General features: G+C 69.7%; 27 protein-coding genes and 1 pseudogene. 13 read left to right on the top strand and 15 right to left on the bottom strand.

Annotated elements, in window-relative coordinates; all coding sequences use genetic code 11:
* Positions 1-166: 166 nt before the first annotated feature.
* Genes ACFPFQ_RS46865 through ACFPFQ_RS46880 form a run of 4 tightly spaced genes read right to left on the bottom strand, consistent with a single transcriptional unit; the run spans position 167 to position 2,199 of the window.
* On the bottom strand, positions 167-541 hold the full coding sequence (locus tag ACFPFQ_RS46865; RefSeq protein WP_379629794.1) for a thioredoxin family protein: 375 nt from the start codon (positions 539-541) through the stop codon (positions 167-169).
* Positions 538-1,260: an organomercurial lyase gene (merB, locus tag ACFPFQ_RS46870; protein WP_379629795.1), complete on the bottom strand. Its 723-nt coding sequence runs from the start codon at positions 1,258-1,260 to the stop codon at positions 538-540. Before merB ends, ACFPFQ_RS46865 begins: the two co-directional genes overlap by 4 nt.
* Positions 1,257-1,664, bottom strand: coding sequence for a MerR family DNA-binding protein (locus tag ACFPFQ_RS46875; protein ID WP_379629796.1), 408 nt, complete (start codon positions 1,662-1,664; stop codon positions 1,257-1,259). The genes merB and ACFPFQ_RS46875 overlap by 4 nt, the downstream gene beginning before the upstream one ends.
* A 34-nt stretch (positions 1,665-1,698) precedes the next feature.
* Positions 1,699-2,199 carry a DUF2306 domain-containing protein gene (locus tag ACFPFQ_RS46880; RefSeq protein ID WP_379629797.1) on the bottom strand — a complete coding sequence of 167 codons (501 nt, stop codon included), beginning with the start codon at positions 2,197-2,199 and terminating at the stop codon, positions 1,699-1,701.
* A gap of 109 nt (positions 2,200-2,308) precedes the next feature.
* On the opposite strand from ACFPFQ_RS46880, the gene ACFPFQ_RS46885 reads away from it, so the two are divergent.
* The 4 genes from ACFPFQ_RS46885 to ACFPFQ_RS46900 all read left to right on the top strand — a co-directional run bounded on the left by ACFPFQ_RS46885 (position 2,309) and on the right by ACFPFQ_RS46900 (position 5,621).
* Positions 2,309-2,647 (top strand): PadR family transcriptional regulator, encoded by a 339-nt coding sequence (locus ACFPFQ_RS46885; RefSeq protein ID WP_379629798.1) that lies wholly within the window; start codon positions 2,309-2,311, stop codon positions 2,645-2,647.
* Positions 2,629-3,294 carry a permease prefix domain 1-containing protein gene (locus ACFPFQ_RS46890; RefSeq protein WP_379629799.1) on the top strand — a complete coding sequence of 222 codons (666 nt, stop codon included), beginning with the start codon at positions 2,629-2,631 and terminating at the stop codon, positions 3,292-3,294. The genes ACFPFQ_RS46885 and ACFPFQ_RS46890 overlap by 19 nt, the downstream gene beginning before the upstream one ends.
* 151 nt (positions 3,295-3,445) lie before the next feature.
* Entirely contained in the window at positions 3,446-4,216 is a 771-nt protein-coding gene (locus ACFPFQ_RS46895; protein WP_379629800.1) for a MerR family transcriptional regulator, read from the top strand.
* Positions 4,217-4,661: 445 nt separating this feature from the next.
* Positions 4,662-5,621 carry an arsenic resistance protein gene (locus ACFPFQ_RS46900; RefSeq protein WP_379629975.1) on the top strand — a complete coding sequence of 320 codons (960 nt, stop codon included), beginning with the start codon at positions 4,662-4,664 and terminating at the stop codon, positions 5,619-5,621.
* 31 nt (positions 5,622-5,652) lie between these two features.
* Here the strand turns inward: ACFPFQ_RS46900 and ACFPFQ_RS46905 are convergent.
* A pseudogene (locus tag ACFPFQ_RS46905) lies at positions 5,653-6,087 on the bottom strand (Tn3 family transposase); the annotation flags it as partial.
* A 337-nt stretch (positions 6,088-6,424) separates the two neighbouring features.
* A complete protein-coding gene (locus ACFPFQ_RS46910) occupies positions 6,425-6,910 on the bottom strand; it encodes a MerR family transcriptional regulator (protein WP_379629801.1) in 486 nt (161 codons plus the stop codon).
* Between the two features lie 117 nt (positions 6,911-7,027).
* Here ACFPFQ_RS46910 and ACFPFQ_RS46915 point away from each other — a divergent pair, with 117 nt between their 5' ends.
* On the top strand, positions 7,028-7,384 hold the full coding sequence (locus ACFPFQ_RS46915) for a hypothetical protein (protein ID WP_379629802.1): 357 nt from the start codon (positions 7,028-7,030) through the stop codon (positions 7,382-7,384).
* Positions 7,385-7,413: 29 nt separating this feature from the next.
* Entirely contained in the window at positions 7,414-7,866 is a 453-nt protein-coding gene (locus tag ACFPFQ_RS46920; protein WP_379629803.1) for an SRPBCC family protein, read from the top strand.
* 197 nt (positions 7,867-8,063) lie between these two features.
* Here ACFPFQ_RS46920 and ACFPFQ_RS46925 read toward each other — a convergent pair whose 3' ends face one another.
* From ACFPFQ_RS46925 to ACFPFQ_RS46940, 4 genes are all read right to left on the bottom strand, one after another.
* Positions 8,064-8,465 (bottom strand): hypothetical protein, encoded by a 402-nt coding sequence (locus ACFPFQ_RS46925; protein ID WP_379629804.1) that lies wholly within the window; start codon positions 8,463-8,465, stop codon positions 8,064-8,066.
* Between the two features lie 296 nt (positions 8,466-8,761).
* Complete coding sequence (locus ACFPFQ_RS46930; RefSeq protein ID WP_379629805.1) at positions 8,762-9,187, bottom strand: arsenate reductase ArsC; 426 nt, start codon at positions 9,185-9,187, stop codon at positions 8,762-8,764.
* Between the two features lie 30 nt (positions 9,188-9,217).
* Positions 9,218-10,201, bottom strand: a complete 984-nt coding sequence (locus tag ACFPFQ_RS46935; protein ID WP_379629806.1) for an FAD-dependent oxidoreductase — start codon at positions 10,199-10,201, stop codon at positions 9,218-9,220.
* Positions 10,141-10,617, bottom strand: coding sequence for an NAD(P)/FAD-dependent oxidoreductase (locus ACFPFQ_RS46940; RefSeq protein WP_379629807.1), 477 nt, complete (start codon positions 10,615-10,617; stop codon positions 10,141-10,143). Before ACFPFQ_RS46940 ends, ACFPFQ_RS46935 begins: the two co-directional genes overlap by 61 nt.
* A gap of 50 nt (positions 10,618-10,667) precedes the next feature.
* Between ACFPFQ_RS46940 and ACFPFQ_RS46945 the strand changes: the two genes are divergently transcribed.
* Together ACFPFQ_RS46945 and ACFPFQ_RS46950 are read left to right on the top strand one after the other, a co-directional pair.
* Positions 10,668-10,964, top strand: a complete 297-nt coding sequence (locus tag ACFPFQ_RS46945) for a transposase (protein ID WP_379629808.1) — start codon at positions 10,668-10,670, stop codon at positions 10,962-10,964.
* Entirely contained in the window at positions 10,961-12,058 is a 1,098-nt protein-coding gene (locus tag ACFPFQ_RS46950) for an IS3 family transposase (protein ID WP_379629809.1), read from the top strand. Before ACFPFQ_RS46945 ends, ACFPFQ_RS46950 begins: the two co-directional genes overlap by 4 nt.
* 246 nt (positions 12,059-12,304) lie before the next feature.
* Here ACFPFQ_RS46950 and ACFPFQ_RS46955 read toward each other — a convergent pair whose 3' ends face one another.
* The 4 genes from ACFPFQ_RS46955 to ACFPFQ_RS46970 form a co-directional block, all read right to left on the bottom strand.
* Positions 12,305-12,961 carry an arsenate reductase ArsC gene (locus tag ACFPFQ_RS46955; RefSeq protein ID WP_379629810.1) on the bottom strand — a complete coding sequence of 219 codons (657 nt, stop codon included), beginning with the start codon at positions 12,959-12,961 and terminating at the stop codon, positions 12,305-12,307.
* A gap of 32 nt (positions 12,962-12,993) precedes the next feature.
* Positions 12,994-13,677 (bottom strand): helix-turn-helix domain-containing protein, encoded by a 684-nt coding sequence (locus ACFPFQ_RS46960; RefSeq protein ID WP_379629811.1) that lies wholly within the window; start codon positions 13,675-13,677, stop codon positions 12,994-12,996.
* A gap of 32 nt (positions 13,678-13,709) precedes the next feature.
* On the bottom strand, positions 13,710-14,447 hold the full coding sequence (locus ACFPFQ_RS46965; protein WP_379629812.1) for an aquaporin: 738 nt from the start codon (positions 14,445-14,447) through the stop codon (positions 13,710-13,712).
* Between the two features lie 317 nt (positions 14,448-14,764).
* Complete coding sequence (locus ACFPFQ_RS46970) at positions 14,765-15,115, bottom strand: ArsR/SmtB family transcription factor (RefSeq protein ID WP_379629813.1); 351 nt, start codon at positions 15,113-15,115, stop codon at positions 14,765-14,767.
* Between the two features lie 102 nt (positions 15,116-15,217).
* Between ACFPFQ_RS46970 and ACFPFQ_RS46975 the strand changes: the two genes are divergently transcribed.
* The 5 genes from ACFPFQ_RS46975 to ACFPFQ_RS46995 all read left to right on the top strand — a co-directional run bounded on the left by ACFPFQ_RS46975 (position 15,218) and on the right by ACFPFQ_RS46995 (position 23,478).
* The gene (locus ACFPFQ_RS46975; RefSeq protein WP_379629814.1) at positions 15,218-15,691 is read left to right on the top strand and encodes an ArsI/CadI family heavy metal resistance metalloenzyme; all 474 of its coding nucleotides are present in this window, start codon (positions 15,218-15,220) and stop codon (positions 15,689-15,691) included.
* A gap of 851 nt (positions 15,692-16,542) precedes the next feature.
* A complete protein-coding gene (locus ACFPFQ_RS46980; RefSeq protein WP_379629815.1) occupies positions 16,543-17,538 on the top strand; it encodes a trypsin-like serine peptidase in 996 nt (331 codons plus the stop codon).
* Positions 17,539-18,616: 1,078 nt separating this feature from the next.
* Complete coding sequence (locus ACFPFQ_RS46985) at positions 18,617-19,228, top strand: hypothetical protein (RefSeq protein WP_379629816.1); 612 nt, start codon at positions 18,617-18,619, stop codon at positions 19,226-19,228.
* Positions 19,225-21,285 (top strand): hypothetical protein, encoded by a 2,061-nt coding sequence (locus ACFPFQ_RS46990; RefSeq protein WP_379629817.1) that lies wholly within the window; start codon positions 19,225-19,227, stop codon positions 21,283-21,285. Before ACFPFQ_RS46985 ends, ACFPFQ_RS46990 begins: the two co-directional genes overlap by 4 nt.
* Before the next feature lie 87 nt (positions 21,286-21,372).
* Complete coding sequence (locus ACFPFQ_RS46995) at positions 21,373-23,478, top strand: hypothetical protein (RefSeq protein WP_379629818.1); 2,106 nt, start codon at positions 21,373-21,375, stop codon at positions 23,476-23,478.
* 41 nt (positions 23,479-23,519) lie between these two features.
* On the opposite strand, the gene ACFPFQ_RS47000 is transcribed toward ACFPFQ_RS46995, so the two are convergent.
* On the bottom strand, positions 23,520-24,404 hold the full coding sequence (locus tag ACFPFQ_RS47000; protein WP_379629819.1) for a nucleotidyltransferase domain-containing protein: 885 nt from the start codon (positions 24,402-24,404) through the stop codon (positions 23,520-23,522).
* Positions 24,405-24,444: the final 40 nt, after the last annotated feature.

The following is a 24,444-nucleotide window of genomic DNA, read 5'->3' on the forward strand; positions in this document are numbered from 1 at the left end:
CGGTCCCGGTCGAGACTAGCGGTGGTGGGAGCGTCGAGGGTCGTGAGCGGGATGTTCACCGCGCCTGGCCGATGCATCTCGGCGTCCTCGGCGGCGGGCCGCACCTCGATCAGCTGCGTCCCGGCGCTGAGAAGGCGGCGCCGTTCCGGGAGGTCGATGGAGCCCATCAGGTGCGCCCCTCACTGTTCGGTTCCTGGTTGATGTCCGCGCCTTCGCTGGTGTCCGCTTGCAGCATGGCCTGCACCCACTCATCCAGCGGGGCCCCGCGCAGTCCGTCGGGGCCGGCGTAGAGGCGGCAGCTCAGCCCGTAGTCCCGGCGTGCCGCCGCGCCTGGATCGACGTCGTGGCCGTCGACGCGGATGGTGGGGGAGCCGAGGAACCGCTCGCGCTGTGCGTGCTCGGCATCGGTGATGAGGTGTAGTCGCACCGGTTCTGTGACACCGGCGGTGATCGCGAGCTGGCGCAGCCGGGGCAGGTAGTCCGCGGCGTTCGGGCAGCCCTCGGTGTGCAGCATCTCCACCCTCACGCCAGGTGCGGTCATGATCGCAGCTCCGTCTGCGGTGGAGTCGTCGCGGTGTCGGGGTCTGGGTGCAGGAGGGTTCCGAAGGACTGCCGGGCGACCGTGAGGGCGTGGGTCTGCTCGAGCACGACTCCGGTCAGGTCGGGTCGGGTCCGTAGGTGCTCCTCGGCGCTCTGGTGGCTGGTGTGGAAGGTGACTGTCGGGCACAGGAGGTCGGCGGCCGAGCCGCAGCCACTGCTCTGCGCGAGCAGCACTGCTGCGTCCGGCGGTGTCCACGTCCAGGTGTCGCCGCGGCGCTCGACGCGGATCGGTTGCTGGTCGTCGGGGTCGGAGGAGCTGATCTCCCCGTCGAGGCCGGTCATCAGGGGGATGCCCAGCGCATCGATCGCGCACATCGCCTGCAGCACCGGTGCGGTGCCGTTGTCGGGGCTATCGAGTTGCGCGGTGTGCCCGGTCGGTCGGCCGGAGAACGGGTAGGCCACCACCACGTACCCGTCGGCGTCCAGCTGCACGATGTCGAGGCCAGTGAGCTGCGCGAACGCGTCGCCGCGGTCGAGCCCGTCAGTCGGCGGGAGATCGTTGCGATGTGGTGGCTGTCCGGTCGTCAGGAATGCCAGCAGAATCTCCCGGTGCAGAGCCCGCACCTCGCCGGACAGGGTGGCGAGGCGGGCGCCGACCCCCTGCTCGATGTCGCATAGCGACTCGAAGCGCAGTGGCTGCCCGGGAACGGGAAAGGTCATGACGGGTCCTCGGGTTCGGTGCTGATCTCGGCGAGGATCGGGCATTCCCGTCGGTGCCGCGGCCGCTCGCACGTTTGGACCAGCCGGGCCAGCGAGGTGCGCATCTGCTGGAGGTCCGCGATCCGCGCGTCCAGCTCGACGATCTTGGCGGTCGCCAACTCCCGCGTCGCGTCGCAACCCTCGGGGCCGCCCTTGGCCAGCTCCAGCAGCGACTCGACGACATCGAGGGCGAAGCCGAGTTCTTGGGCTCGTTTGATGAACCGCACGATCTGCACTGCCGGCGGGCCGTAGGTCCGGTAGCCCGATGCCGACCGGGTCGGTTCCGGCAGCAACCCACGCCGTTCGTAGTACCGCAGAGTCTGCGGATTCACCCGCGCCCTGGCCGCCACCTCACTCGTCCTCACCCGACCAGCATGAACCCTGTACCTGGGTACCGGGTCAAGGGCTGTGACCAGGATCGACTGCGGCGGGGTGGGGCCTGCGGTGGCGGCGCAGCGCCCGGATGAGCACTGGGGCTCCGACGGCGGCCGGGAGCAACCACAAGACCAGGACCGGGAGTTGGTTCCACAGCGGTAGCCGGGGTCCGTTGTCGACGTAGAACGCGGTGAGCATGACGATGTAGGCGGTGCTCATGCCGGTGATGTGGACCGCGACCCGGGCCGGGCGTAGGAGCCTGATAGCGGCGAAACCGGTGGCGGCCGAGCCGAGGGCGAGCGTGCCGAGGACGGCCAGGTGCCATCGATGTGCCCAGTCGACCGCGGCCAGGATCGGTGCGGTCAGGCCGAGTCCGGTCAGTGCGGCGAGGTAGACCCGGCCGAAGCGACGGTGTCGGTGGCTGCCCTTGCGGGTCAGCATCGCCGCTGCCCCGCAGGCCACCGCGATCCCGCCACACCCGACGTGTACGGCGATCGTCAGGGCCAGGGCGGCGGCAGGGTCCACGGCTTGCCTCCTGGGGTAGCGACGCTATAGGTAGTAACGCTACTGCTGTTAGCCGGCGAGACGGTCGGATCTGCGACTGGATCACCACAAAGGAGTAGCGTTGCTACGTATGCGGGCGGAGGCGTTGAAGGGGCATCTGGACGGGCTGCTGCTTGCTGCGTTGGAGCCGGGGCCGCTGCATGGATACGGCGTGATCGAGGTGCTGCGGACGGGTAGTGGCGGGCGGATCGATCTGCCGACCGGCACGGTGTATCCGGCGCTGCATCGGTTGGAGCGCGCCGGGTTGGTGCGAAGCCAGTGGTCATTGGCGTCGGGGCGGCGGCGGCGCAGCTACGAACTCACCACGGCGGGGGTCGCGGCGTTGGATACGACGCGCGCCGGCTGGGCGGAGTTCTCCATCGCGGTGTCGGCGCTGCTGGCGAGGCGATCATGGCCGGTCGTGACGTAGTCGAGTTCGAGGTCGAGCGCTACCTCGACGCGGTGGGGGCGGGACTGGTCGGGCCACGCGCGGCGCGGGCCGCGATTCTCGACGAATTGCGTGACGGCCTGCACGACGCGATCGCGACCCGGGTCCGGCACGGCGAGCATCCGGCGGCGGCGGTGCGGGCAGCGTTGGCCGAGTTCGGTGCACCCTCTGTGATGGCGTCCGGGTTCGTCGGCGAGCTCGCCGGCTCCCGGGCTCGTCGCACGGTGGCCGCCTATTTGGGTAGCGGGCCGCTGGTCGGGATGTTGTGGTTGCTGACGCTGGCGCCCGCGGGATGGTGGCGCCACGGACCTGCCGCGTTGTGGGGGGCGATACCGCCAGCACCTGTGATCGGGCTCGCGTGCGTCGTCGGGGTCCTGGTGCTCGCCGGCACCGGCCGGGGCAGCCGGTGGCTGCCGCTCCCGCCGGGACAGATCGTGGCCGGCGCGCTGATCGTGGTCGTGGTCGCTGTCCTCGGCGACCTGTTCATGCTCGCCCGGGTAGCCGCCGCCGGCCCGGTCGCTTCCACGACGATCGCGGTCCTCGCTGTCACGGCGAGCATCATCCGGCTCGGGTTCAGCATTCCGGTCGTGGCAGGCTGCCTGCGGCTGCGGCGGACGATGCTCGGCTGAGCCGTTCCCGTGCGAGTGGCAGGCCCGTTCTCGGTGGCTGTCACGTCGCCTGGCGGGGCCCCGATGGGATCCGGATCCCGCTGTGAGGAGCCTGCGCCGCCTCGAGTTTGGGCTTGACCTTCGAGTCGGGTCGAAGGTTTATGTTCGGGGTGTGACCAGTTTGCGGATCTCCCAGCTCGCGACCCGGACCGGTGTCCCGGCGACGACGCTGCGGTTCTACGAGACAGCCGGGCTGTTGCCGGCCGAGCGCGCCGACTCCGGCTACCGGGTCTACGGCGAGGACGCGGTGGCGCGGCTGGCGTTCATCTCCTCGGCGAAGGTGCTCGGACTCCCGTTGGAGGAGATCCGGGACCTGCTCGGGGTGTGGGAGCAGGGGGTGTGCGCGGCGGTGCGGGAGCGGATGCGGCCGCTGGTCGCCGACCGCATCGCCGACGCCGATCGCCGCCGGGCCGAACTCGCCGCGTTCTCCGCCCGGCTCGCCGGCGTGCACGAGCGGTTGTCGCAACCGGCTCCCGCCGGGGCCTGCGGCCCGGACTGCGGATGCACGACCAGCGCCGCGCCCGGCCCGGTTCCCCTGACGCTCTCGCCCGCCCGCGCCGAGGCCACACCGGCAGAGCCGTGGCGGGAGGCGCCGGTGGCGTGCACGCTCGACGGCGCCCAGCTTGGGCAGCGGACCGTGCAATGGCAACGGGTCACCCGCCACGCCACCGGCCGCCGCGACACCGCCGACGGGATCGAGCTGACGTTCCCGGCGACACCGGAGCTGGCCGCCGAGGTCGCCGCGCTGGCCGCGGCCGAACAGGACTGCTGCGCGTTCTTCGACTTCACCCTGCACCTGACACCGACCGCGTTGGAGCTGACCGTGCGCGCCCCCGACGCTGCCGAACCACTGCTCGCGGACCTGTTCGGGGCGAACGCATGACCACACCGATTCCTCGTCCGGCTCGCCCGTGGACCCGGTTCGGCGCCGCCGCTGTGGTCGCGGCGTGCGCGGTGTGCTGCGCCGGACCGCTGCTGGCGTTGCTCGGTGGCCTCGGTGTGGCGTCGGCGGTGGGGGCGATCTGGGTTCCCGCGCTGGCGCTGCTCGCCGCGGCCGCCGTCGGGGCGATCGTCGTGGTTCGCCGACGCAGCCGGGTCTCGGCGTGTGCCGCTGACACCGGCCCGGTCGAGTTAGGACTGACCACCGTCGGTGCGGACACCGGCGAGCACGCCCCGCCCCGCCCCGCACCGGCGGCTGATCGAACCGGCGGCGCGACGGGCGGATCGGCTGCGTCCTGTGAGGATGGTGACCCGCGACAACGGCCGCGGACACGAACGGACAGGAGTTCTTGGGAGTGGCGCAGCAACCGCCGGGCCTGGTCGAGCGGATGGAACAGCACCAGGTCGCGGTCTATCTCGCGGCTATGGCGGCCGGGGGCCTGCTCGGCTGGGCGTGGCCGGCGGCGGGGCCGGGCCTGGAGCACGCCATCAACCCGGTGCTGGGCGCCCTGCTGTACGTGACGTTCCTCCAGGTCCCCGCCGCCGAACTCCTCCGCTCACTGCGGGACGGCCGGTTCCTGTCCGCGACGCTGGTGGTCAACTTCGTCGTGGTGCCGCTGGTCGTCGCGGCGATGTTCGTGTTCCTGCCCGCCGAGCAAGCCATTCGGATCGGGGTGCTGCTGGTACTGCTGTGCCCGTGCGTGGACTACGTGATCGTGTTCAGCGGCCTGGCCGGGGGCAGCTACCGGCGCCTGCTGGCCGCCACCCCGCTGCTGCTGGTCGCGCAGATGCTGCTGCTACCGCTGTTCCTCTACCTGTTCATGGGCTCCGAGCTGGCTGACATCGTCGAGATCGGCCCATTCGTCGAGGCGTTCGTCGGGCTGATCGTGATCCCGCTCGCCCTGGCCTGGGCCACCCAGGCCTGGGCCGCCCGCGCCGCCGCCGGGCGCACGATGTCCGCCGCGGCGAACACCACGATGGTGCCGTTGATGGCCGCCACCCTCCTGATCGTCGTGGCGTCCCAGGTCCCGAAGCTGGGCGGCAACCGCGCCGACGTGGCCGCCGTCATCCCCTTCTACGTCGCGTTCCTGGTAGTCATGGCGCTCGCCGGATGGGCGGTGGCGCGGATGTTCCGTCTCGACGTCCCCGCCGCGCGGGCGGTGGTGTTCACCGGCGCCACTCGCAACTCCCTGGTCGTGCTGCCCCTGGCCCTCGCCTTGCCCGACCGGCTGTCTCTCGCCGCGGCCGTCGTCGTCGCCCAGACCCTGGTCGAAATGCTCGGCATGGTGGTTTACGTGCGCCTCGTCCCTCGGCTCGTCCCCGCCCGTGCGGGCACCGCCGCGCCCTGAGCGGTACCCGGTGTGGCGTCGTCGCCTCAGCTCAGAAGAGGGTGTCGCGCATCCGCAGCGGCCGGTAGCCGGTGGGGCCGAGCTGGGCGAGCTCACCTTCGATGTCGACGTCGATGGCGCCGAAGAAGTTGATGTTCTCGCTGTGCGCCGGGGAGATGTGGCCCAGGACCTCGTCGTCGATCCGCCGCCCAGCCGTGCGCATCGACTCCACGGCCAGGCCGTAGTACTCCGTCGTCCACGCCACCACCGCGTTGGTGACCAGGGTCAGGCACCACGCCTGCTCGGTCTGGGCATCGAGGTGCCGCGCGCGGACGGCACCCTCGTGGGCGTAGAGCAGGTCGCGTTTCAGCGCGTGCAGCGACTCGCCCTTGTTGAGCTGCCGGGAGATCATGCGCCGGTAGGCGGGGTCGGCGAGATAGCGGGCGGTGTAGATCCTGCGTCGCAGGGCGCCGTACTCCTCACACGCCCGCACGGTGCGTCCTTCAGGCACTACCGTCGTCAGTAGGAGCGAGGCGCCCGGCGGGGGTGCCGGAGCGGCGGCGACATGGACATGGACACCATCGGCCCTTCCAACGGGCCCGAAGCTGCGCGATCACGCCAACTTCGCGGTCACCGGCGAACCCGGACGGCCGGACGATCGAGCGGATCCAGCTGCAGGGCGTCTGACAACCGACGACCCGCTCGACCGAGCGGAGATCCCGCCAGTTGGACCCACCCGACCGAGAGGGAGAACACCATGCCGTGAGCACCGTCACCGTGCCGATCCCCGCGCCGCGGCCGGCTGATCCGCGCCCGTCGTGCACTCAGTCCGCCGGACGGCCGAGATCGACCGTGTCCCGGCGGGTTAGGTGGGGGATTAGCTCGATCGCGATCGGGGCTGTGGTGGACTTCGGTACGCAGCAGGACAGGTCGGTGCGGCATCCGGGGGGTGCGGGTGAGTCCTGCAGTGTGGTGCGCAACTGGTCGAGCTGGCTGGCGAACTGCTCGAGCTCGGCGATCCGGCCGGCGATCTCGGAACGCTTCTGGCTGATCAGCCGGCTCACGCGCTCGCGTGCCGCGCCGCAGTTGGCGCCGCCGTCCCAGATCGGTAGCAGGGCGCTGATCTGTTCGCAGCTCAGGCCCATCCGCCGCGCCCGGGCGACGAAGAGCAGGCGGGTGGCGTCGTCCTCGTCGTAGTCCCGGTAGCCCGACCCGGATCGCGTGGGCAGGGTCAGCAGGCCTACCCGCTTGTAGTACCGCACGGTCGAGGTGGGCACCCCGACCCGATCGGCGAGTTCGGAGATCCGCATCTCGGAACGGTAAACCCTGCACCCGGGTTCGGGGTCAAGGCTTGACCTTGCATTCGAGTTCAAGGCCTACCTTCGCCGTACGGACCGAGCGGCGGTCCCCGAATCGGGAGCAACGACATGGGTACCTTCACCCGCGAGAACACCGACCTCGCCATCGACCTCGACGGGGTCGGCCAGCAGCACCGTGCCGAGGCCGGCGGGATGATCATCGCTCTGGAGCGGTGGCACGCCGGGCTGGACACGGCCGAGATGTTCGCCGGCCTCCCCGGCGGTGCCTGCCAGGAGGACCACTGGGGCTACACGCTCCGGGGCAGCGTCACGATCCGCTATACCGACGGGCAGACCGAGACGCTCGCCGCCGGGCAGGCCTACCACATCCGCCCCGGCCACAACGTGCACATCGACGACGACGCCGAGTTCGTCGAGTTCACCCGCGCCGACCAGACCCCCGGCATCAACACCCTCCAGCCGTAGGCCGACCACAGAGCAGAAGGAGCCCCGCAATGATCAAGATGGCGGCTGAGGCCACGATCCACCGGCCCGCGGACGAGGTCTTCGCCTACCTCGCCGACCTCACCCACTTGTCCGAGTGGCAGGCCAACGTGCTTCACGCAACTGTCACGACACCCGGTGCGGTGCGCGTCGGCACCGAGTACACCCAGACCATGCGGATGGGTCCGGCGACGGTCGAGGGCAGGTGCCGGATCACCGGGTTCGAGCCCGGACGGGCACTCGCATTCACCCTCGCCTCGAAGGTCCTGGACTGCGCCGGGGAGCTGCGGCTCGAGCCGGTCCCCGGCGGAACCCGCCTCACCTCGACCGGCACCGGGTACCTGCGCGGGCCGTGGCGCGTCCTGACGCCGATGGTCAAGGCCCAGGTGAAGCGGGAGTCGCAGCAGGAGGTCGACCGGATCAAGGCGGAGGTGGAGGCCGCGGGCCGGGTCGGCACGCGGTGATTCTGGCCAGGCGGCGCGCGGGGCCGTCGAGAGTGATCTCGCCGGTGGGACGACGGCTATGAGCCAGCGGTTGGCGGCGAGAGTGACGTTCCTTTGGCCGCCGAGCGGCTCCGGCGGGGTCGCAGCCGGAGGCGATGCGTCGGTGATGGCAGCTGGGAATGGCGGGGTGAACCGCCGGTTGCGTTGACGCGTAGGTGTCAACGCGGGGCGCGTGCGGGCGGGTGCCCGGTCTCGTCGGCGATGACGCGCTCGGCGAGCCGGCGGAACTCCGCGGCTGTGGAGGCGACGGCGTGCCCGTCGTTGGGCGGCCCGTCGGGGCTGGTGAGAAGGGCGTTGGCGAGGTGGCAGATCGGCCAGGTGATGAGGGCGCCGTGGCGGGCGAGGTAGAGCCCGGCGGCGCGGATGCGGTACTGGTCGGTGGTGTCGAGCCAGGCGTAGCTGAGCAGCCGCCAGAGCCAGCGGCCGACACGGTCGGGGTCGCTTGCTGTGGTGATGGTCTTGACGTCGATCAGCACTACGTCGGCGGCGGGCTGTCCGGGGGCGGGTAGGAGGAGGTCGCCGTCGGCCCAGTGCTCGACGAAGACCGGGCTGCGCCCCACCCTTCGGCTGATGACCAGCTGACCGTCAGGACGCCGCCGGACGACCGCGCGCAGGCCGGAGCTGACCGGCAGGTACGGGGTTGGGACTGCCGTGCCATCTGATGCGCGGGTGTCGCGGGCACGGGTAGTGCCACGAACAGCAGCTGCTCGCTGATCCCCACGTAGAGCAACGCGCCGGGCACATTGTTGCGATCCGCCAGGGGCGGCGTGGCGCATCAGGCCGGCGGCCATCTGGGACTTGCCGTCGTTGCGCACGCACACGAACAGCACCGCGGGCAGGGCTAGCGCGGTGTCGGTCACTTTCCGGCCGCCGTTTCGGGCTGGCCGGTCAGCTCAGCGAGCAGGCCGCGGACGCGGGCGTCGATGTCGTCGCGGATCGAGCGGACGTCGGCGGGCGGCTTCCCTGCGGGGTCGGTGAGTTCCCAGTCGAGGTAGCGCTTGCCGGGATAGACGGGGCAGGCGTCGCCGCAGCCCATGGTGATGACGACATCGGCGGTGTGCACGGCGTCGGTGGTGAGTTTCTTGGGGGTCTCGCCGTCGAGGTCGATGCCGATCTCGGTCATGACCTGGCGGACGGCGGGGTTGATCTGGTCGGCGGGTTCGGAGCCGGCCGAGGTGACGCGGACGGCGCCGCGTGCGTGGTGGTGCAGCAGCGCGGCGGCCATCTGGGACCGGCCGGCGTTGTGCACGCAGACGAACAGCACCTCGGGTATGTCAGTCAACTTCGGCTCCTGGGGTTGCAGGCGGGGGGTTCAGGCGGAGACTTCGGTGTGCAGGTCGGTGACCCAGGATTCCCAGGCTTGGGTAGCCATCTGCACGGCATCCCATGGCGAGCCCAGGGGTGGGGTGTAGGACAGGTCGAGGTCGCTGATCTCCGCGACGGTCATGCCGTGGAACAGGGCGGTGGCATAGGTGTCGACGCGCTTGGAGACCTCGGTGCCGAGCCACCCGACCAGTTGTGCGCCGAGGAGTTGCCCGGTTGTGGTGTCGCCGGTGACGCGGATGGTGATCGGGTAGGCGGTCGGGTAGTAGGCCTTGTGGTCGTTGGGGCTGCTCTGCACGGTGAGCGGGGAGTGCCCGAGGCCGGTGGCTTCGTGGTCGCGCAGTCCGGTGCGGGCGATGACGAGGTCGAACACTTTGACGACCTGGGTTCCGAAGCTGCCGTGGAAGCGGGCCCGGCCGCCGATGGCGTTGTGCCCGGCGACACGGCCCTGCTTGTGTGCGGTCGTGCCGAGGGGCAGGTAGGTGAGCCCGAGCTGGCGGTGGTGGGTGATGACGCAGTCCCCCGCGGCCCACACGCCGGGCAGCGAGGTGGCCATGCCGTGGTCGACGACTACAGCGCCGCGGGCCCCGGTCTGGGCGCCGGCGGTGGTGAGCAGCTCGGTGTCCGGGCGGACACCGACGACCACGAGCACCAGATCGACGTTCCACGCGGCCGGTCCGGTGGCGGTGCGGCCATCGACGCGCAGCCCCGTCGCGCCGCGGCTGATGCGAGTCACCGTGGTCGCGGTGACGACTTCGACCCCGTGACGTGTGAGGCCGTCGTGGACGAGCGCGCCGAGTTCCGCATCGACGGTCGGGAGTACCTCGGGGAGCTGTTCGACCTGGGTGACGCGGATACCGCGCGCGGTGAGGGCCTCGGCCATCTCCAGGCCGATGTATCCGGCGCCGACGATCAGCGCGTTGGCGGGCTGGCGCTGGTCGAGGGAGGCGGCGAGGTCGAACGTCTCTCCCATGGTGTGCAGCAGGTGGACCCGTCGACGGCGCCGAGGGCGTCGGGTCCGGTCAACCCGTCGATCGGCGGCATGACGGGGACGGCGCCGGTGCCGACGACCAGCGCGTCGTAGCCGAGGACCTCATTGCTGCCGTCGGGGTTGCGCACGTGCAGCTCGTGCCGGTCGGGATCGATGCGGGTGGCCCGGGTGTCCAGGCGCAGGCGCAGACCAGCGGCCTCGAGGTCGGCGCGGGTGCGGTGGGCCAGGTCGTGCCAGTCGTGGACGTCACCGCTGATGAAGTAGGGGATGCCACAGATGCTGAAGTTGGGGTAGGCGTCGGCGACGACGAGGGCGACTGTGGTGGACGGGTCGACTTCCAGGGCGCGCAGGCCGGCGCTGATGCCGGCATCGCTGCCGCCGACCACGACGAGGTCCATGTGGGTTTCCCCTCGTAACGTGGAGGCGTCCCTTAGAGGGAGGCCGTGAGATGGCCGAGACGAGACGGAAGTTCGATCAAGAGTTCCGGACGGGGGCGGTCCGGATCGTGCGGGAGACCGGCAAGCCGATCGCCCGGGTGGCCAGGGAGTTGGGGATCAACGAGGGCACGCTGGGGAACTGGGTCGCGACCGACCGGCGGGCCCGGGAGCGTGGCAACGGCGCGTTGAGCCAGGACGAGCGGGCCGAGCTGGTCCGGCTGCGCCGAGAGGTCGCCGAGCTGGCGATGGAGCGTGATGTGCTCAAGCGCTCGGTCGCCCTCTGGGTGAAGGAAGCGATGGGGCGGTGACCCTGGCCGCGTTCATCGTGTCCCAGAGGGACGAGCACGCTGTCCCGGCCGCCCTGGCCTGCCGGGCTTTGGGGGTCTCGCAGGCCTGGTTCTACAAGTGGCGCCACGGTGATGTGTCGCTGCGGCAGGCCCGCCGCACGGCGCTGGACGCGGCGGTGGCCTGGTTGTTCCGGCGCCGCGGTGGGCGCGACGGCTCCCCGCCGATCACCGCTGCCCTGCAAGATCTGGGCTGGAAGGTCAGTAAGAACACGGTCGCCGCCTCGATGCGCAGCCAGGGCCTGGTTGCGCGGCCGAAGAAGAAGCGCCGGGGTCTGACCAGGGCCGACCGGCGCGCGCGGAAGGCCCCGGACCTGCTGAAACGGGACTTCGCGCCGCCGCCGGCGGTCAACCAGCGGTGGGTGTCGGACCTGACCGAGATCCCTACCGGCGAAGGGACCCTGTATCTGGCGTCGATCCTGGACCTGAACTCGCGCCGCTGCGTGGGCTATGCCCTGGGCGTGCACCATGACGCCGATCTGGCGGCAGCGGCGCTGTGCGTGGCGATCGCGGTCCGCGGCACAGACGTGGCCGGGGTGGTGTTCCACACCGACCAGGGCGGGGAGTTCACCGGCGGCGAGCTCACGAAGGTCTGCGCGAGGGCCGGGATCGTCCAGTCGATGGGTCGCACCGGGTCGGCGCTGGACAATGCTGTCGCGGAGGCGTTCCACTCCACGATCGAGTTCGAGTTGCTCTCCCGGCGGAGGCTGGCCACCCAGGCCGAAGCCCGTCGGGCCGTGGTGGCCTGGCTGGAGGAGTACAACGCCGTCCGGCTGCATTCGACCAACGGCCTGATCACCCCGGTCGATTACGAGCACGGCCGACGCCGCCCGGGCGCGAAACCGTATGACCAGCTGCGCCGTCGCCGACATCATCAACGACGTCCGGTCGGCGAGGGGGACCAGAACAACCCAGCGGAGGCGGCTTCGCCGCCCGTAGTCCCTGTTGAGCCGCTGCGCGATGGTCACCGACGGCGCGCAGTGTCCGAGCCCGCCCCTCCGGCCTCAAGGGCCGCTGCCGCGGTCGCTGACGCGACGGCCCTGCGGGCCCGCCCTTGACCCCGGAGCCTCTGCGGGCCCGGGCAGGCAACCCCAACAGCAGGCCACAGCCTGCCGTCGTGCCCGCGCGCCGCAACCAAACCAAGATCCTTAACGAGCTGGGAACTACAAGATCACGCTAACCGGAGTCTCTACGGTTTCAGGGGATTGACACATGAGGGTGTTGCCTCCTTTGCGGACGTTGTGTCCTGACGGGCGGGGCGGTCTGGCAAGCGTGATGGGCCAGTGGCGGGTGTGGGTGGTTGTTCAGGCGGGTGCGGGGGTGGTGATCTCGGTGACGAGGGTGCGGACGCGGCGTTCGATCTCGTCACGGATGGGCCGGATCGCCGCGACGTCGAGGCCGGCGGGGTCCTCGAGGACCCATTCCTCGTAGCGGCGGCCGGGGAAGACGGGGCAGGCGTCGCCGCAGCCCATGGTGATGACCACGTCGGCGGCACGGACAACCTCGTCGGTCCACGGCTTGGGGTACTCGCCGGCGATGTCGATTCCGCGTTCGGTCATCGCTGCGACCGCGGCGGGGTTGATGGTGGAGGCCGGTTCGGAGCCGCCCGACCAGGCGACCGCGTCATCGCCGGCGAGGTGGGTGAAGAACCCGAGCGCCATCTGGGAACGCCCGGCGTTGTGGGTGCACAGGAACAACACGATCGGCTTGCCGTCGTGGCCCTTGCCCTCGACCTTGGCCAGGGCGCGCAGCCGCTGGCGGGCGAACTTCTCGGCCAGCAGCGGCAGGAAGTGCAGCACGACAGCGCGGCCGGCGAACTCGTCGTAGGAGGAGTGCAGGAACCGTTCGATCGTCTCCTGCCCGAATATGCCATCGAACTCGCGGCCCAGGTGCCCGGCGGCGGTCTTGAGGGCGAGCATCTGGTCAATGGACAGGGTGTCGCGATGCCACGTGCTGGTCATGGCTGCCTCCGTTGGCGTGGGCCTGACTTGGATTACGCAGACTCGGGGTGGACGGTTGGTGCGAGGCGGGTGATGCGGTCGGTCAGCTCCTGGAACGCCTGGTCGAACGCGTCGTCGTCGGCGGTGCGGGCCGGGTCGGCGACCGACCAGTGGGTGTGGCCGATCGCTGTCGGGAGTTCCTCGTGGGCGCGGTCGCAGACGGTGATGATGACGTCGCCGGGCGCGACGATGTCGTCGAGCAGGCGCGGGGTCTGCGGGTGCAGCGCCAGGTGGTGGCGCGCTGCGGTGGCGACCGCACCTGGGTGGATCTGCGGGGCCGGGTGGGTTCCCGCGGACGCGGCCGGGACGTCGCTGTGGCCGGCCCACAGGGCGGCGGCGAGCTGGGAGCGAGCGGCGTTCTCGGTGCACACGAACACCACCCGCGGCGCGCGCAGCTCCGCGATCGGGTCGAGCCCGCGCAGCGCGCCGGGGACGAGTGTCAGGTAGGAGCGGCGCCGGTCGCCTTCCGAACGGACCCGGCGGACCAGCCCGGCGCGCTGCAGCACACCGATGTGGTGGGCGAGCAGGTTCGACGCCATCCCCAGCTCGGCCTGCAGTCGCGACGGCGCGACATCGCCCACGGCCAGGGCGTCGACGATGGCCAGCCGTCCGGGATCGCTGAGCGCGGCGTGCAGGGCAGCGCGGCGCACCAGCTCCGACTCTCGCTCAATCTTCATTGAGTCAATGATGACTGAGTTATCAGCGTTCGTCAACTCTCGCTCCTGCCCTCGGCGCCGTGCGAGACGACTGCGGCGCCGGCCGTGCGGGCAACGTCTGGATAGAGGATCAGGACCAGGCCGGCGCCCAGGGTGGCACCGACGATCTGGGCGAGGATGAAGCCGGGCACCGAGCTGGGGGCGATCCCGGCGAAGGTGTCGCTGAACATGCGTCCGATGCTCACCGCCGGGTTGGCGAACGAGGTCGAGGAGGTGAACCAGTAGGCCGCGCCGATGTAGGCGCCCACCGCCGCAGCCGAGAGCCCGGCGCGGCCGGTTCGGGCCAGGGCGAAGATCAGTGCGATCAGACCGGCCGTGGCGACGATCTCGCCGATCCACAGCCCGGGAGTCGCACGCACCTTGTCCGAGATCTGCAGCGCTGCGAGGTCGAACATCGCGTTCGCCAGGATCGCCCCGAGGATCGCGCCGAGGATCTGGGCACCGCTGTAGGCGGCGACATCCCGCCCGGACAGCCCGGTCCCGGCGCGTCGGCCTGAGAACCAGTCAACCGCGGACACTGCGGGGTTGAAATGCGCCCCCGATACCGGCCCGAACAGCAGGATCAGCACGCCCAGCCCGAACACTGTGGCCAGCGAGTTCTCCAGCAGCTGCAAACCGACATCGTCGGGCGAGAGCTGTTGCGCAGCGATACCCGACCCGACCACCACCGTCACCAGCAACGCCGTGCCGACGCCCTCGGCCAGCAGACGCCGCCCCAACGTCGCGGTCATGACGGCCCGCCACCGAGCGAGACGACTGCCACGACCTGACGCGCCACACCAGGCACGTCCCAGTCACAGACCCAGGCTCTTCGACGCCCATCGGCGGTCAGTCGAGCGCGCCCGTCGCGGTGCCGCACCATCTCAGAACTCCGCTCAGTTTTCATTGAGTCAATAGTTGATGAGGTAGTTCCGGATGTCAATATCCGCCCGGCCTCACAGCTCGTAGCCGGGTTGCTGGTCGTCCTCGCCGCGCTGGCACCCAAGCGAGCCAAGCTGCACCTGCGGGTCGGGCGTGCCCTCGGCCAGTAGGTGTCGCGCCAGGGGTGCTATGCCGGTGCGTTGTCGAGCGCGACGACCGCAGCGACCCGCCGCAGCGCATCCGGCACGACCCGGTAGTAGATCCAAGTCCCGCGCCGCTCACCGGTGATCAGTCCGGCCTCGCGCAGCACCTTGAGGTGATGACTGATCGTCGGGCCGGTCAGGTCGAACACCCCAGTCAGGTCGCACACGCATGCCTCGCCGCCCTCGTGTGAGGCGATCAGCGACAGCAAGCGCAGCCGGACCGGGTCACCCATCGCCTTGAACAGGCGCGACAGACCCACCGCCTGCTCGACCGACAGCGGTTGACGGGCCAGCGGCGAGCAGCAGCCGACGACGTCGGTGAGCTCGGCGAGCATCCGCTCCTGTTTTGACACCCCTCTACCTTGACAGGACTCTAATCAGGGCGCAACCTCTGTATCGACAGTCATCTAAGCAAGCCGATTCAAGGAGTGGTGACCATGTCCCGAGTCCAGCTGGCGCTGCGCGTGGCCGACCTGGAGGCCTCGATCACGTTCTACCGGTCCCTGTTCGGCGTCGAGCCAGCCAAGCGCCGGCCCGGCTATGCCAACTTCGCCATCACCGAGCCGCCGCTCAAGCTGGTCCTGATCGAGGGCAAGGCCGACCAGCCCACCGTGATGGACCACCTCGGGGTCGAGGTCGAGACCACCGACGAGGTCCACGCCGCCACCGAGCGCCTGTCCTCGCTCGGCCTGTTCACCGCCGTGGAGAACGACACCACCTGCTGCTACGCGCTGCAGGACAAGGTGTGGGTGCACGGCCCCGGCGCCGAGCCGTGGGAGGTCTACACCGTCAAGGCCGACGCCACCGACGCCACCAGCATCCGACCCGACGCACAGCCCGACGCCAGTGGGTGCGAGTGCGGGACACCGACCAGCACGTCGGGGGTGCCGGCCGCGACCGCCTGCTGCTGAGTCCAGCACTGGCCGGAGTCGTAACACCCCCGCCCATTTCGGGTCGCATAGGGCGTTGACCTGCGCTGCAATGCGCGGTGACCGCGGATGTTGAGCTCGCCATGGGCCCGCGACCTCGCCGAGACCTGTGGAGAGTCGCGGCGCTACGACGAGCGAGCACCTCCTGCCGGTCGCCGTCGGCGGCGGGACCGGACCTTGAGACAGTGCCTCGTCGAGCCGCGGCTGGCCGAGCGTTCGCGGTCGGGTGGTGCTGAGTCCGCCGGGTGACCACACTGGGGTGAGCCCGCCGAGCTGATCGACTGGCCGCGTGGCATTGACTGTTTGGTGTGGAGCAAATCTGGAGCACGCGTATGCGTTGTGCTGCAGTCAAGTGCGCTCAACCGGCCAGAACTGCGGTCACATGACCTGCATTTTCGGGGTTTCTGCAGGTCAAGTGCCTCTTCGGGCCCGCTGGGGGTCAAGGGGTCGCAGGTTCAAATCCTGTCGTCCCGACGGCATGATGGCCGGCGTCGTCTCGACGGAGACGCCGGCCATCAGCATTTCTACCTGCGGAAACGCTGCCGGGCGCGGTTGAGGCGTCCTCGTGGCCCCGATACCCGTGATCGTGATCATCGGCATTTGGCCGATGTGGTCGCGGTGTGGTCGCACGGTGCCAGGTCGCGGACACCACCGGGTCGCGGGGGAGCGGTCACCATGGCCTGGGCGGCCCGACCGCGCCCTCCGAGATCGACGAACATCCGTCACCGAGGGCACGCCCGAGCACCACCGTCATGACCGGCCCGGCGGTTCGGTATCTCCGGGCCGGTCCGGGACTCCTCTACGCGAAGGACCGAGCGAGCGGAGGACCCTCGATGACCGCACCACTGGACAGCAAGGCCCTGGAAAGGGCGATCGACGGCGCCGAAATGGCGCGTGGACCGATCGAGGAGGTGAAAAGCCCGTTTCCGCCCCTGCGGCCAACCCGTCTGGACGAGGAGACCATCGGTGAGCACGCCGACGTCCGCCAGCTCGACGGCGGCGCCGCGGCCGGTAGCGGCAGGCCGCACGCCGTCCCCGGCCGTGCGCCCGAACGCCACCGCCGCCGCAGCGTCGACCGCGACGAACTGCGCGACCCCACCGGAACGATCTTCGATACCGACGACCGCTACCTCTACCTCGACCTGTCGTTCCCCTGGGGGATCGTCGGCAAGATCCGCACCGCAGGCGCTTGGGGCACCGGCACGATGATCGGTCCGCGCCACGTGCTGACCGCGAGCCACTGTGTCGACTGGCCCGCCGTCGGCGACGGCGCCCCCGGCTGGGCCACCTTCACCCCCGGCTACTACGACGGTCGCGGGCCGGCCGGGGAAATCGCCCTAACCGAAGTCGTCTACTGGACGCGGGTCACGGGCCTCGCCAGCGATCTTGAGACCGCTTTCGACTACGCGATCCTGACCATGGACGAGCCCCTCGGTGAGCGGCTCGGCTACGCAGGCGCCCGCACCTACGACTCTGCCTGGGAAGGCGGTGACTTCTGGCAGTACACCGGCTATCCCGGCGAACTCGCCAGCGGCGAACGACCCGCCTTCCAAGGCCGTTCCGTGGTCTCCTCCCGTGCCGATCACTCGCTGTCGGGGCAGACCGGCTACGTCCTGGGCCACTTCAACGAGTTCACCCCCGGCCAGTCAGGCGGCGCAGCCTGGGGATGGTGGCCCGACGAACCCTGGCCCCGAGTGATCGGCATCGGCAGCACCATCGGCAGCACCGCCGTCGAGAAGGCCCACGGGTCCACCACCGGGGACAACGAGTACGGCGGCGGCCCCGCCCTCACCGCCCTGATCTCCTGGACACGCACCAACCGACCCTGACCAGATCCGCGTCACGGCGTCCGCCAGTCGGCGCGACGACACCGGTCGGCTGCTTGCCCTCGCGCAGCTTCCGACCCGGTTCCCCGACACCGACCCCCGGACGCCCCTCGGCATGGCTGGGACAGTTCCAAGACCACGACGCCGTCGTACATCGTTCGGCGAAGATCGAAGTGCGGGACCGGCGAGGCTGCGTGGGAGCTGTTGATCCGTGGCGATGGGGGCGTGGGCGCGCTCGCGGGGGTCGGGGCGGTAGCGACGTATCTCCCGAGCCGGCAGGCGCCGCAGCACCCGGACCCCGCTGAATGTCGGCGATCATGAAATTCCCCCAGTGTGAGGGGTTGACGATCACGTAATTCCCCCACCGGCGATCACGTAATTCCCCCGGGGGATGGCGTGCGTGTCGGTGTGGCCTGGTCCTCGACAGACCACAGGCTCCTGCTCGTTGCCCAGCGACGAGCGGAGCCAGAGTTGCCGAGGAGGACCTTCGACGTGATCGACATCGTGGAGATTCTGATCCACTGGTATGCGGGACACGGCCGCGGTGATCGGTGCGGCGTTGACGGCGAGAGCGGCGGGGCAGGGTTGTTCGACGGCGTCGGCTGCAGTCCGCTGGCAGCACGACGGACGGGGCCATTCCCGGCGACTCCCGCGAGGTGCTGGCCGAGCAGGCGGTCTGACTGCTCGACGTCCCCGTGCACGAGACCGGCACCGCGTTCACCAAACCCGTGGACCCGCTCGTCGGCCAGGTCATCGATGCCTGGCAGGCCGAGCGCCCGACCCAGCCCAAGCGTCTGGACCGCAAGACAGGCGAGCACGTCGGGCGCTGGCTCGGCTTCGACGTGCATACCCCTTCATCGACCACGTACCGACCACAACGTCCGCCGCCGACCACGCGGCAGCCACCGCCGACCACACCTCGGCCGCGTCCCCGACGATCAGGTTGCTGAGCTAGACGACATCACCGCTCGCCTCCAGCACGCCGCTTGTGGTAACTGTCACTGTGCGAATGCGGGTGTGCGCGGACCGGTGCGGTACAGCGCGGAGCGACCAGGGGGTGCCGGTGCCAGCTGCGACTCGGGTGCAGCATGCGATTCGGCTGCTTGCGCTGCTGTGGCGGACAGGAGAGCCCGCCGGTGCTCCGGGTGACCCGCCGCAGGCGGTACGCGCGATCCGCAGCGAGCGGAGGCTGCAAGCGCTGGACTTCTGGCTGCGCAACCCGGACTACCTGGCCGACGAACTGCTGACCGAGGTCGAGGCCGGCCGCCTTGACCGCTCCTTTGTCGAGGTTGCGTCGTCGCTTCTGTCCGATCCGGAGCCGTCGCTGCGGCACTACCCGATGCCGCGCTGGCTGTTCGGGGCATACGAGCCGCTCGATGACGCGTTCGCGCATCTGGAGGTGTATGGCCTCGCGATCATGCGCCGAACCCCGGGCGGACACCGCAACCAGTTCTTCCTTCTGACTGACGGTGTGGCCGCTGGGAACGACCTCGCCGCAGCCCCCTCGGTGCTGGCCTGGTACCCCCGCCAGATAGAGCTTGTACTCCGGGTCGCGGGTAATCAGTCTGGCAGCCAGCTCAAGGTCCGGCAGTACCAGCAGGCTGCATACGCTGGCACGGAACTGGGCACCAGCATCGCCCCCATTGCCAATCGAGTACGACAGCGACTGGTGACGGCGAGGAGGGCGTCGTGAGTGAGCTGGGGCGAGCCGTGACCGACAAGCTCAAGGGCGCGGTGCCGGAGCAGGTCGTGGAGGAAGTTCTGCGCGACTCACAGATCATCACCGCAGCGGCCGTCCCGACGCCCGTCCGGCTGCGGATCCTTGAGATCAGCTTTTCCGGCACGAAGCGCCTGCGTCAGACAGAGAATGACGGCGACACCGGCGAGGTGGTCCTTGAGCCGCTCGCGTTCACGTGGACGTTGGGGCCGGGCCTCTACGTGATCGGCAGCCACGAGAACCTTCGAGGCAAGAGCACCGTGCTTGAGGTCATCCGGTGGGCACTGCGGGGCCGCTGCCGCCTGCAGGAGGACGTCCGATCCTGGCTGGAGCACGTCCAGGTCGTCTTCCAGGTCAATGAGGAGCGTCTCATCGTTGACTTCGTGTTGCGTGATGGCGAACCCGTCGGCGCGGTGCATCGAGAGGGCACCGATGGTGTCGGGCGCGTCGAACTGGCTCGCTTCGACACCGAGGACGACTTCGAGCAGGTGATGGACTCGGTGATGATGACCCGGCTGCATCTGCAGCGGATCGCCGCGTGGCAGGAGGACCAGGCGGTGGAGCACGCGTGGGTCGCCTATGCGAGCGCATTGTCGATCTCCTCGAACGGGCTCGGCACGCTGCTGGGGGACGTCGTGTTCTCGGGGATGCCCAGCCGATTGCTGCAGATGTTCGTCGGCGCGGCTTGGGCGGCGAGCCGGGCGCAGGCGACAACCGCGATCAAGGCGACCGAGTTCGCCCTGGCGCGCCTGGACCAGCAGGCGAAGCGTCAGGAGGAGGTCACAGCTGGCAGGTGGGAGGAGGCTGGCGAGCGAGTGACAGCTGCGCGCGCGCTCCTGGACGGCCTTCCGGACGGGGGTGGTCGGCTTGCGGAGGTCGAGGCCGCGGTAGGCCGGGTCGGCCAGCTCGGGGCTCAGATCAGCGGGCTGCGGGTGCAGCTGGACGGACTGCGCGACGTCGAGCGCAGCGCGCAGCGCGAGCTGCTGGAGGAGCAGGCGCGCGCTCACGCCCAGTTGGAGGACGCGCTCGGCCGCCGGTTCTTCAACGCATTGCGCCCGACTGCCTGCCCGCGGTGCGCGGCGCCAGTGACCGAGAAGCGGCTGGCGGAGGAGGCGCAAGGGCACGAGTGTTCGGTGTGCACCACTGAGCTGGATCTTGAAGCGTTCGCGCAGGAGGTGCTCGTCGCGACGTCGGCGCCGGAACCGGAGCGGGAAGCATCGCTACGGAGCAAGCAGTTTGGCGACAGCGCCGATAGCGCGGTGAACGGCGGGGAGGAGATGTCGGTCGGGGGCGAGCATGCTCTGCGGCGGGCACTCGATGAAGCCGGGGCGGCAGCGGAACGCGTTGAGGGACGGCTCCGTACCCTGGAGCGAGAGCGCGACGAAGCCGCAGCGCTGGCTCGCACCGGCGGTGAGCTCGCAGACCTGGCGCGGCGACGGCGAGACGCCGAGTTGGAGCTCGCCCGCGCCGAGGGCGCACGTACCGCCCTCGAACCGACGCCCACTGTCAGCGGACAGCGCGAGCGGGGGGACCTTGAGCGCCGACGCAAAGTGCTCAAAGCAACTGACCAGATCACCACTCTCTGGGTGCAAGTGGCTCAAGGAGAAGCTCTGGCCGACCTGTCGCGCGAGATTGCCACACTGGCGCAAGGCTTCGGGATTCCCCAGCTCACAGCGGTCCAGCTAAGCGGTAATGCGACCTTGAAAGTACATAAGGGCGGGGTCATTACATCCTACTCGAAGTGCACTGCGGGCGAGCAGTTGCGGTTGAAGGTCGCGACCGCCGTCGCGTTGCTGCGCGCGGGATTCACTACTCGGATTGGGCGCCACCCCGGGCTGCTAACCGTTGACTCGCCGGGCTCGGAGGAGGCGACCAAGGACAGCCTGGACACCATGCTGCACGCCCTACAGGCGGCAGCCGCGGACTCTCCGGACATGCAGGTCATCGTTGCCACCACCCGGACCGAGCTACTAGAGGAGCTAATTCCGCAGGATCGTCGGCGCGTTGCTCCTCCTGGGGGATACCTCTGGTAGGTATACGCGAGCGTTCATCTGTGCCGTCGGCGCGGTTGCCGTACGGCGAGCAGCTCGGTAGTGGAGGCGGAAGGGAAGTAGCAGCGCATGAGCAACGACGCCGCGCCCGGCGGCGCTGCCGCCGTCCCCGACGTTTTATGCGGCCCGTGGACGGCTGGCGCTGCGAGCTGGACAGATGCTCCGGCTTGGGTGGCGGCGATGGTCGACGATCCCAACCTCATCGATTTCACGCGTGCGATCGTCGAGGTCGGTCCTCCGTCGCACCTGGCTGCCGGCGTCCACACCGTGCTCGTCGACGCCCTCGCTCATTCCTCGTCTCCGACGGTCTTCGGGGAGTGCCTGACCCTGCTCCTGGACAGCGGCTCGGCGCTGGAAGCGATTGGGAAGCCGATCTACAACGTGTGTCTGGAGCGGTCGCAGCCCCCGGCAGTTGATGCGGGAGCGAAGGCGTGGCTGCTGGCCGCGGACGCTCTCGAGGCCGCCACCCGGCTGGCGCTCGGCGACTGGGTACCACGCTTCGGGGTCCTGGACCGACTCGTGCAGTTGCCGGAGGTCACGCCTCCGGCCTTTGCCAGGGCCGCGCTGCGCTGTGTGGCGGCCAGCTATGAGCGCTGGCGGGAACCCGAACTGGTCTCGACGCTTGAGCGGCTCGCAGGCCTGTCAACACCGGTCAGCGGCGCACCGATCGATCTGGCGGTCGGTCAAACGCTCGACCCTGGCACCGCGCGGGAGTGGGCCTACGACATCGCGCCTGATGCCGCCTATGAGGTCGGATGTGCCTCGCTGCTGCAAGCTCTCGGAGCGGACACCCTGTCCGAAGCCGAGGAACACCTCCAGGCTGCCGTCCGCCGCCTCGTGATCGCCGCCGACGACCGTGACGATGCCGCAGTCCTGGCCGACGTGGTCCGCATGCTGCTCGCTCACCTTCCCACTGACGCCGGACACGCGATTCGAATCTCCACCGACCTACCGGCTCTCGCCGACCGCCTTGAGCGCGGGGTGCGGACGCACATCATTGGTTACGCTCAGCTAGAGCACTGGCGCTCCCCGCGGCTGGACGCCGAGGTTGCCTGGGCTTGTCTGGCTCAAGACGCCGCTCGCACCAGCACAGCGATCGGGCAGGACAGCTGGTACCACGCCGAGAAGATGTTGGCCGATGTGCTCGCGGCCTACACCGCGTCCCGGTGCAGTCGCGTTCTGCGGCGGGAGGATCAAGCGGGCGTCCGCGCCATCCTCGGCCCCACCATCGAAGGCGGCATCGCGATCCGTGCCGGCCTGATGAAGCACCTCGAGGACCACATTCGGGCTCTGGAAACAACCGCCGCCGCTCAGCACGGGCTCCCGCCGCTGGCGGACGCGGTGAACCGGGTCAGCGAACTGCAGGCGGCGCGGTCGCTGCTCGACGCAGCACGCACTCAGCTCGCCACCGAGGACCACCACCCAAAAGTCCCGGGCGGCGCCGCCTCCGCCCCGCCTGATGACTACGCGGCGCTGCCCCTACTGCAGCAGCTACTGCACGGCAGAACTGCCGGCCTGGACACTCTGCCGCCGGACATCGCGCGGTGCATCGAGGCCGCGCTCGTCGACCAGCAGGAACGGGCTGGCGGATCGCTTCCCGAACGCGACGTGCTGGTGGTCGAGGAAACTCTGGCCTTCCTCCGGAAGGGGCTGAAGCACAGCCCTGACTACCGCGGCGACGCGCAGCGCGCCGTGGACGAGGTGCTGGTGTTGCTGCTGCGATTCTGGCGCAGCCGCGACGGGGCCGGCATGCCGTACCTGTTCAAGCCGGATGCTGTCGAGGAGGACCTCGCCGTCGACCTCAAGACCTGGTTCGACGGAACGCCCCATGCTGGCCGCACCGCCACCGAGGTGCGCCACGTCGGCGGCGGCCGGGTAGATGTGGCGTTCCTATTCCCCGACTTCCGGCTGTACATTGAGCTGAAGAAGGATCACCGCGATCTCGACATCGCTGAGATGAAGCGCTACCTGCTCCAGACCGGCGGCTACCAGAGCGCGGACCTGCCGATCGGTTTTCTGGCTGTGCTCGACCTGCGCCACCGGACTGGGCCAACCACGCACCTGAGGTCCTGCTTCGGGCTCGTCGTTCTCGACGACCCGCAGCTAGGACAGCCGCGGCACATCGTAACGATGCTCGTGCCCGGTAACCGGACGGTGCCATCCTCAATGCGTTGATCGACGTCGCTCCACTATCGCAGCACGACTTGGTCCGAAGGTCAGGGGAAGTAGCTGCTACTTGGGACGGACCAATCGAACGTCGCGAACCGAGGGCCCTGTCGGACGACGAGGGCCTGAACGGGCCCACGCAGGGATGGGGACACAACCTCGATCCACTCCTCGCCGTCGTTGTCGGTGAAGCACCGACGCAATGCCGGGAAGTAGCGTAATCCGAACCCTGCGAAGTAGGGAGTCGACGGCGAGTCGACATCCAGATCCTTACCGTGCAGGTGGACACCGGTCAGATCGACGCCTCGTTCCTCCCAGTGCGCCAGTACGGCGAGCGCCGTTCGGCGGAGCGGACTGGTGGGACTCCACCGGTCATCGATGAGTTCGTCGAACCACGTGGCCGTTGGCACGTGTGCCGCCAGGACGACTGCGGTGACGTCGATTGCACCGCCGTCGACGAGCGTGACCAGGTCTTGGCGCAGGTGCCGCGGAATCCTGTCGCCCGACGAGAGTAGGTACTCGGGCATCGCGTCCCGCGGCGCTCGCGTCGCCACGGGATCGCTGACGATTGCGTGGACGCGGTCGATGGCCTGCTCGATGGGATCGCCTCGGCGCCACAGCGGAGTCATGGGAATGTCCCCGTGTGCCTCCCGGCCGAACTCGATCGACAGCGACCGGGTATGGCCCCGCAACGCCATCCGCAGCGTGGCGTTTGGATCACGCCCGTAGCCGAACGTTGAGTGGAAGTGCTCCTTCCACTCCGCCCGGTGGTGATCGAAGTCGACCATCACGTCGACGTCTTGAGGTTCGAGCGCCCCTCTTGCGTAGGACCCGAAGAGGTGAACCTCCTCGACCACATCGAGCTGCCAGCTGCCACCTGCGTCAAGGCGCCGCAACATCTCGACCAACAGCGCCGTCGCGCGATCCCGCTTCACGAGCTGGCCACCCCGTTGGTTGACGAGCTTCCGACGAGCA

It is taken from the genome of Pseudonocardia sp. GCM10023141 (genome assembly GCF_042653605.1).

Excerpts from the sequence above, each read along its gene's own strand:
- ACFPFQ_RS46865 (WP_379629794.1), bottom strand. The coding sequence starts at position 541 with ATGACCGCACCTGGCGTGAGGGTGGAGATGCTGCACACCGAGGGCTGC.
- merB (WP_379629795.1), bottom strand. The coding sequence starts at position 1,260 with ATGACCTTTCCCGTTCCCGGGCAGCCACTGCGCTTCGAGTCGCTATGC.
- ACFPFQ_RS46885 (WP_379629798.1), top strand. The coding sequence starts at position 2,309 with ATGCGGGCGGAGGCGTTGAAGGGGCATCTGGACGGGCTGCTGCTTGCT.
- ACFPFQ_RS46890 (WP_379629799.1), top strand. The coding sequence starts at position 2,629 with ATGGCCGGTCGTGACGTAGTCGAGTTCGAGGTCGAGCGCTACCTCGAC.
- ACFPFQ_RS46900 (WP_379629975.1), top strand. The coding sequence starts at position 4,662 with ATGGAACAGCACCAGGTCGCGGTCTATCTCGCGGCTATGGCGGCCGGG.
- ACFPFQ_RS46910 (WP_379629801.1), bottom strand. The coding sequence starts at position 6,910 with ATGCGGATCTCCGAACTCGCCGATCGGGTCGGGGTGCCCACCTCGACC.
- ACFPFQ_RS46915 (WP_379629802.1), top strand. The coding sequence starts at position 7,028 with ATGGGTACCTTCACCCGCGAGAACACCGACCTCGCCATCGACCTCGAC.
- ACFPFQ_RS46920 (WP_379629803.1), top strand. The coding sequence starts at position 7,414 with ATGATCAAGATGGCGGCTGAGGCCACGATCCACCGGCCCGCGGACGAG.
- ACFPFQ_RS46935 (WP_379629806.1), bottom strand. The coding sequence starts at position 10,201 with ATGGGAGAGACGTTCGACCTCGCCGCCTCCCTCGACCAGCGCCAGCCC.
- ACFPFQ_RS46940 (WP_379629807.1), bottom strand. The coding sequence starts at position 10,617 with ATGGACCTCGTCGTGGTCGGCGGCAGCGATGCCGGCATCAGCGCCGGC.
- ACFPFQ_RS46945 (WP_379629808.1), top strand. The coding sequence starts at position 10,668 with ATGGCCGAGACGAGACGGAAGTTCGATCAAGAGTTCCGGACGGGGGCG.
- ACFPFQ_RS46955 (WP_379629810.1), bottom strand. The coding sequence starts at position 12,961 with ATGACCAGCACGTGGCATCGCGACACCCTGTCCATTGACCAGATGCTC.
- ACFPFQ_RS46960 (WP_379629811.1), bottom strand. The coding sequence starts at position 13,677 with ATGAAGATTGAGCGAGAGTCGGAGCTGGTGCGCCGCGCTGCCCTGCAC.
- ACFPFQ_RS46965 (WP_379629812.1), bottom strand. The coding sequence starts at position 14,447 with ATGACCGCGACGTTGGGGCGGCGTCTGCTGGCCGAGGGCGTCGGCACG.
- ACFPFQ_RS46970 (WP_379629813.1), bottom strand. The coding sequence starts at position 15,115 with ATGCTCGCCGAGCTCACCGACGTCGTCGGCTGCTGCTCGCCGCTGGCC.
- ACFPFQ_RS46975 (WP_379629814.1), top strand. The coding sequence starts at position 15,218 with ATGTCCCGAGTCCAGCTGGCGCTGCGCGTGGCCGACCTGGAGGCCTCG.
- ACFPFQ_RS46980 (WP_379629815.1), top strand. The coding sequence starts at position 16,543 with ATGACCGCACCACTGGACAGCAAGGCCCTGGAAAGGGCGATCGACGGC.
- ACFPFQ_RS46995 (WP_379629818.1), top strand. The coding sequence starts at position 21,373 with ATGAGCAACGACGCCGCGCCCGGCGGCGCTGCCGCCGTCCCCGACGTT.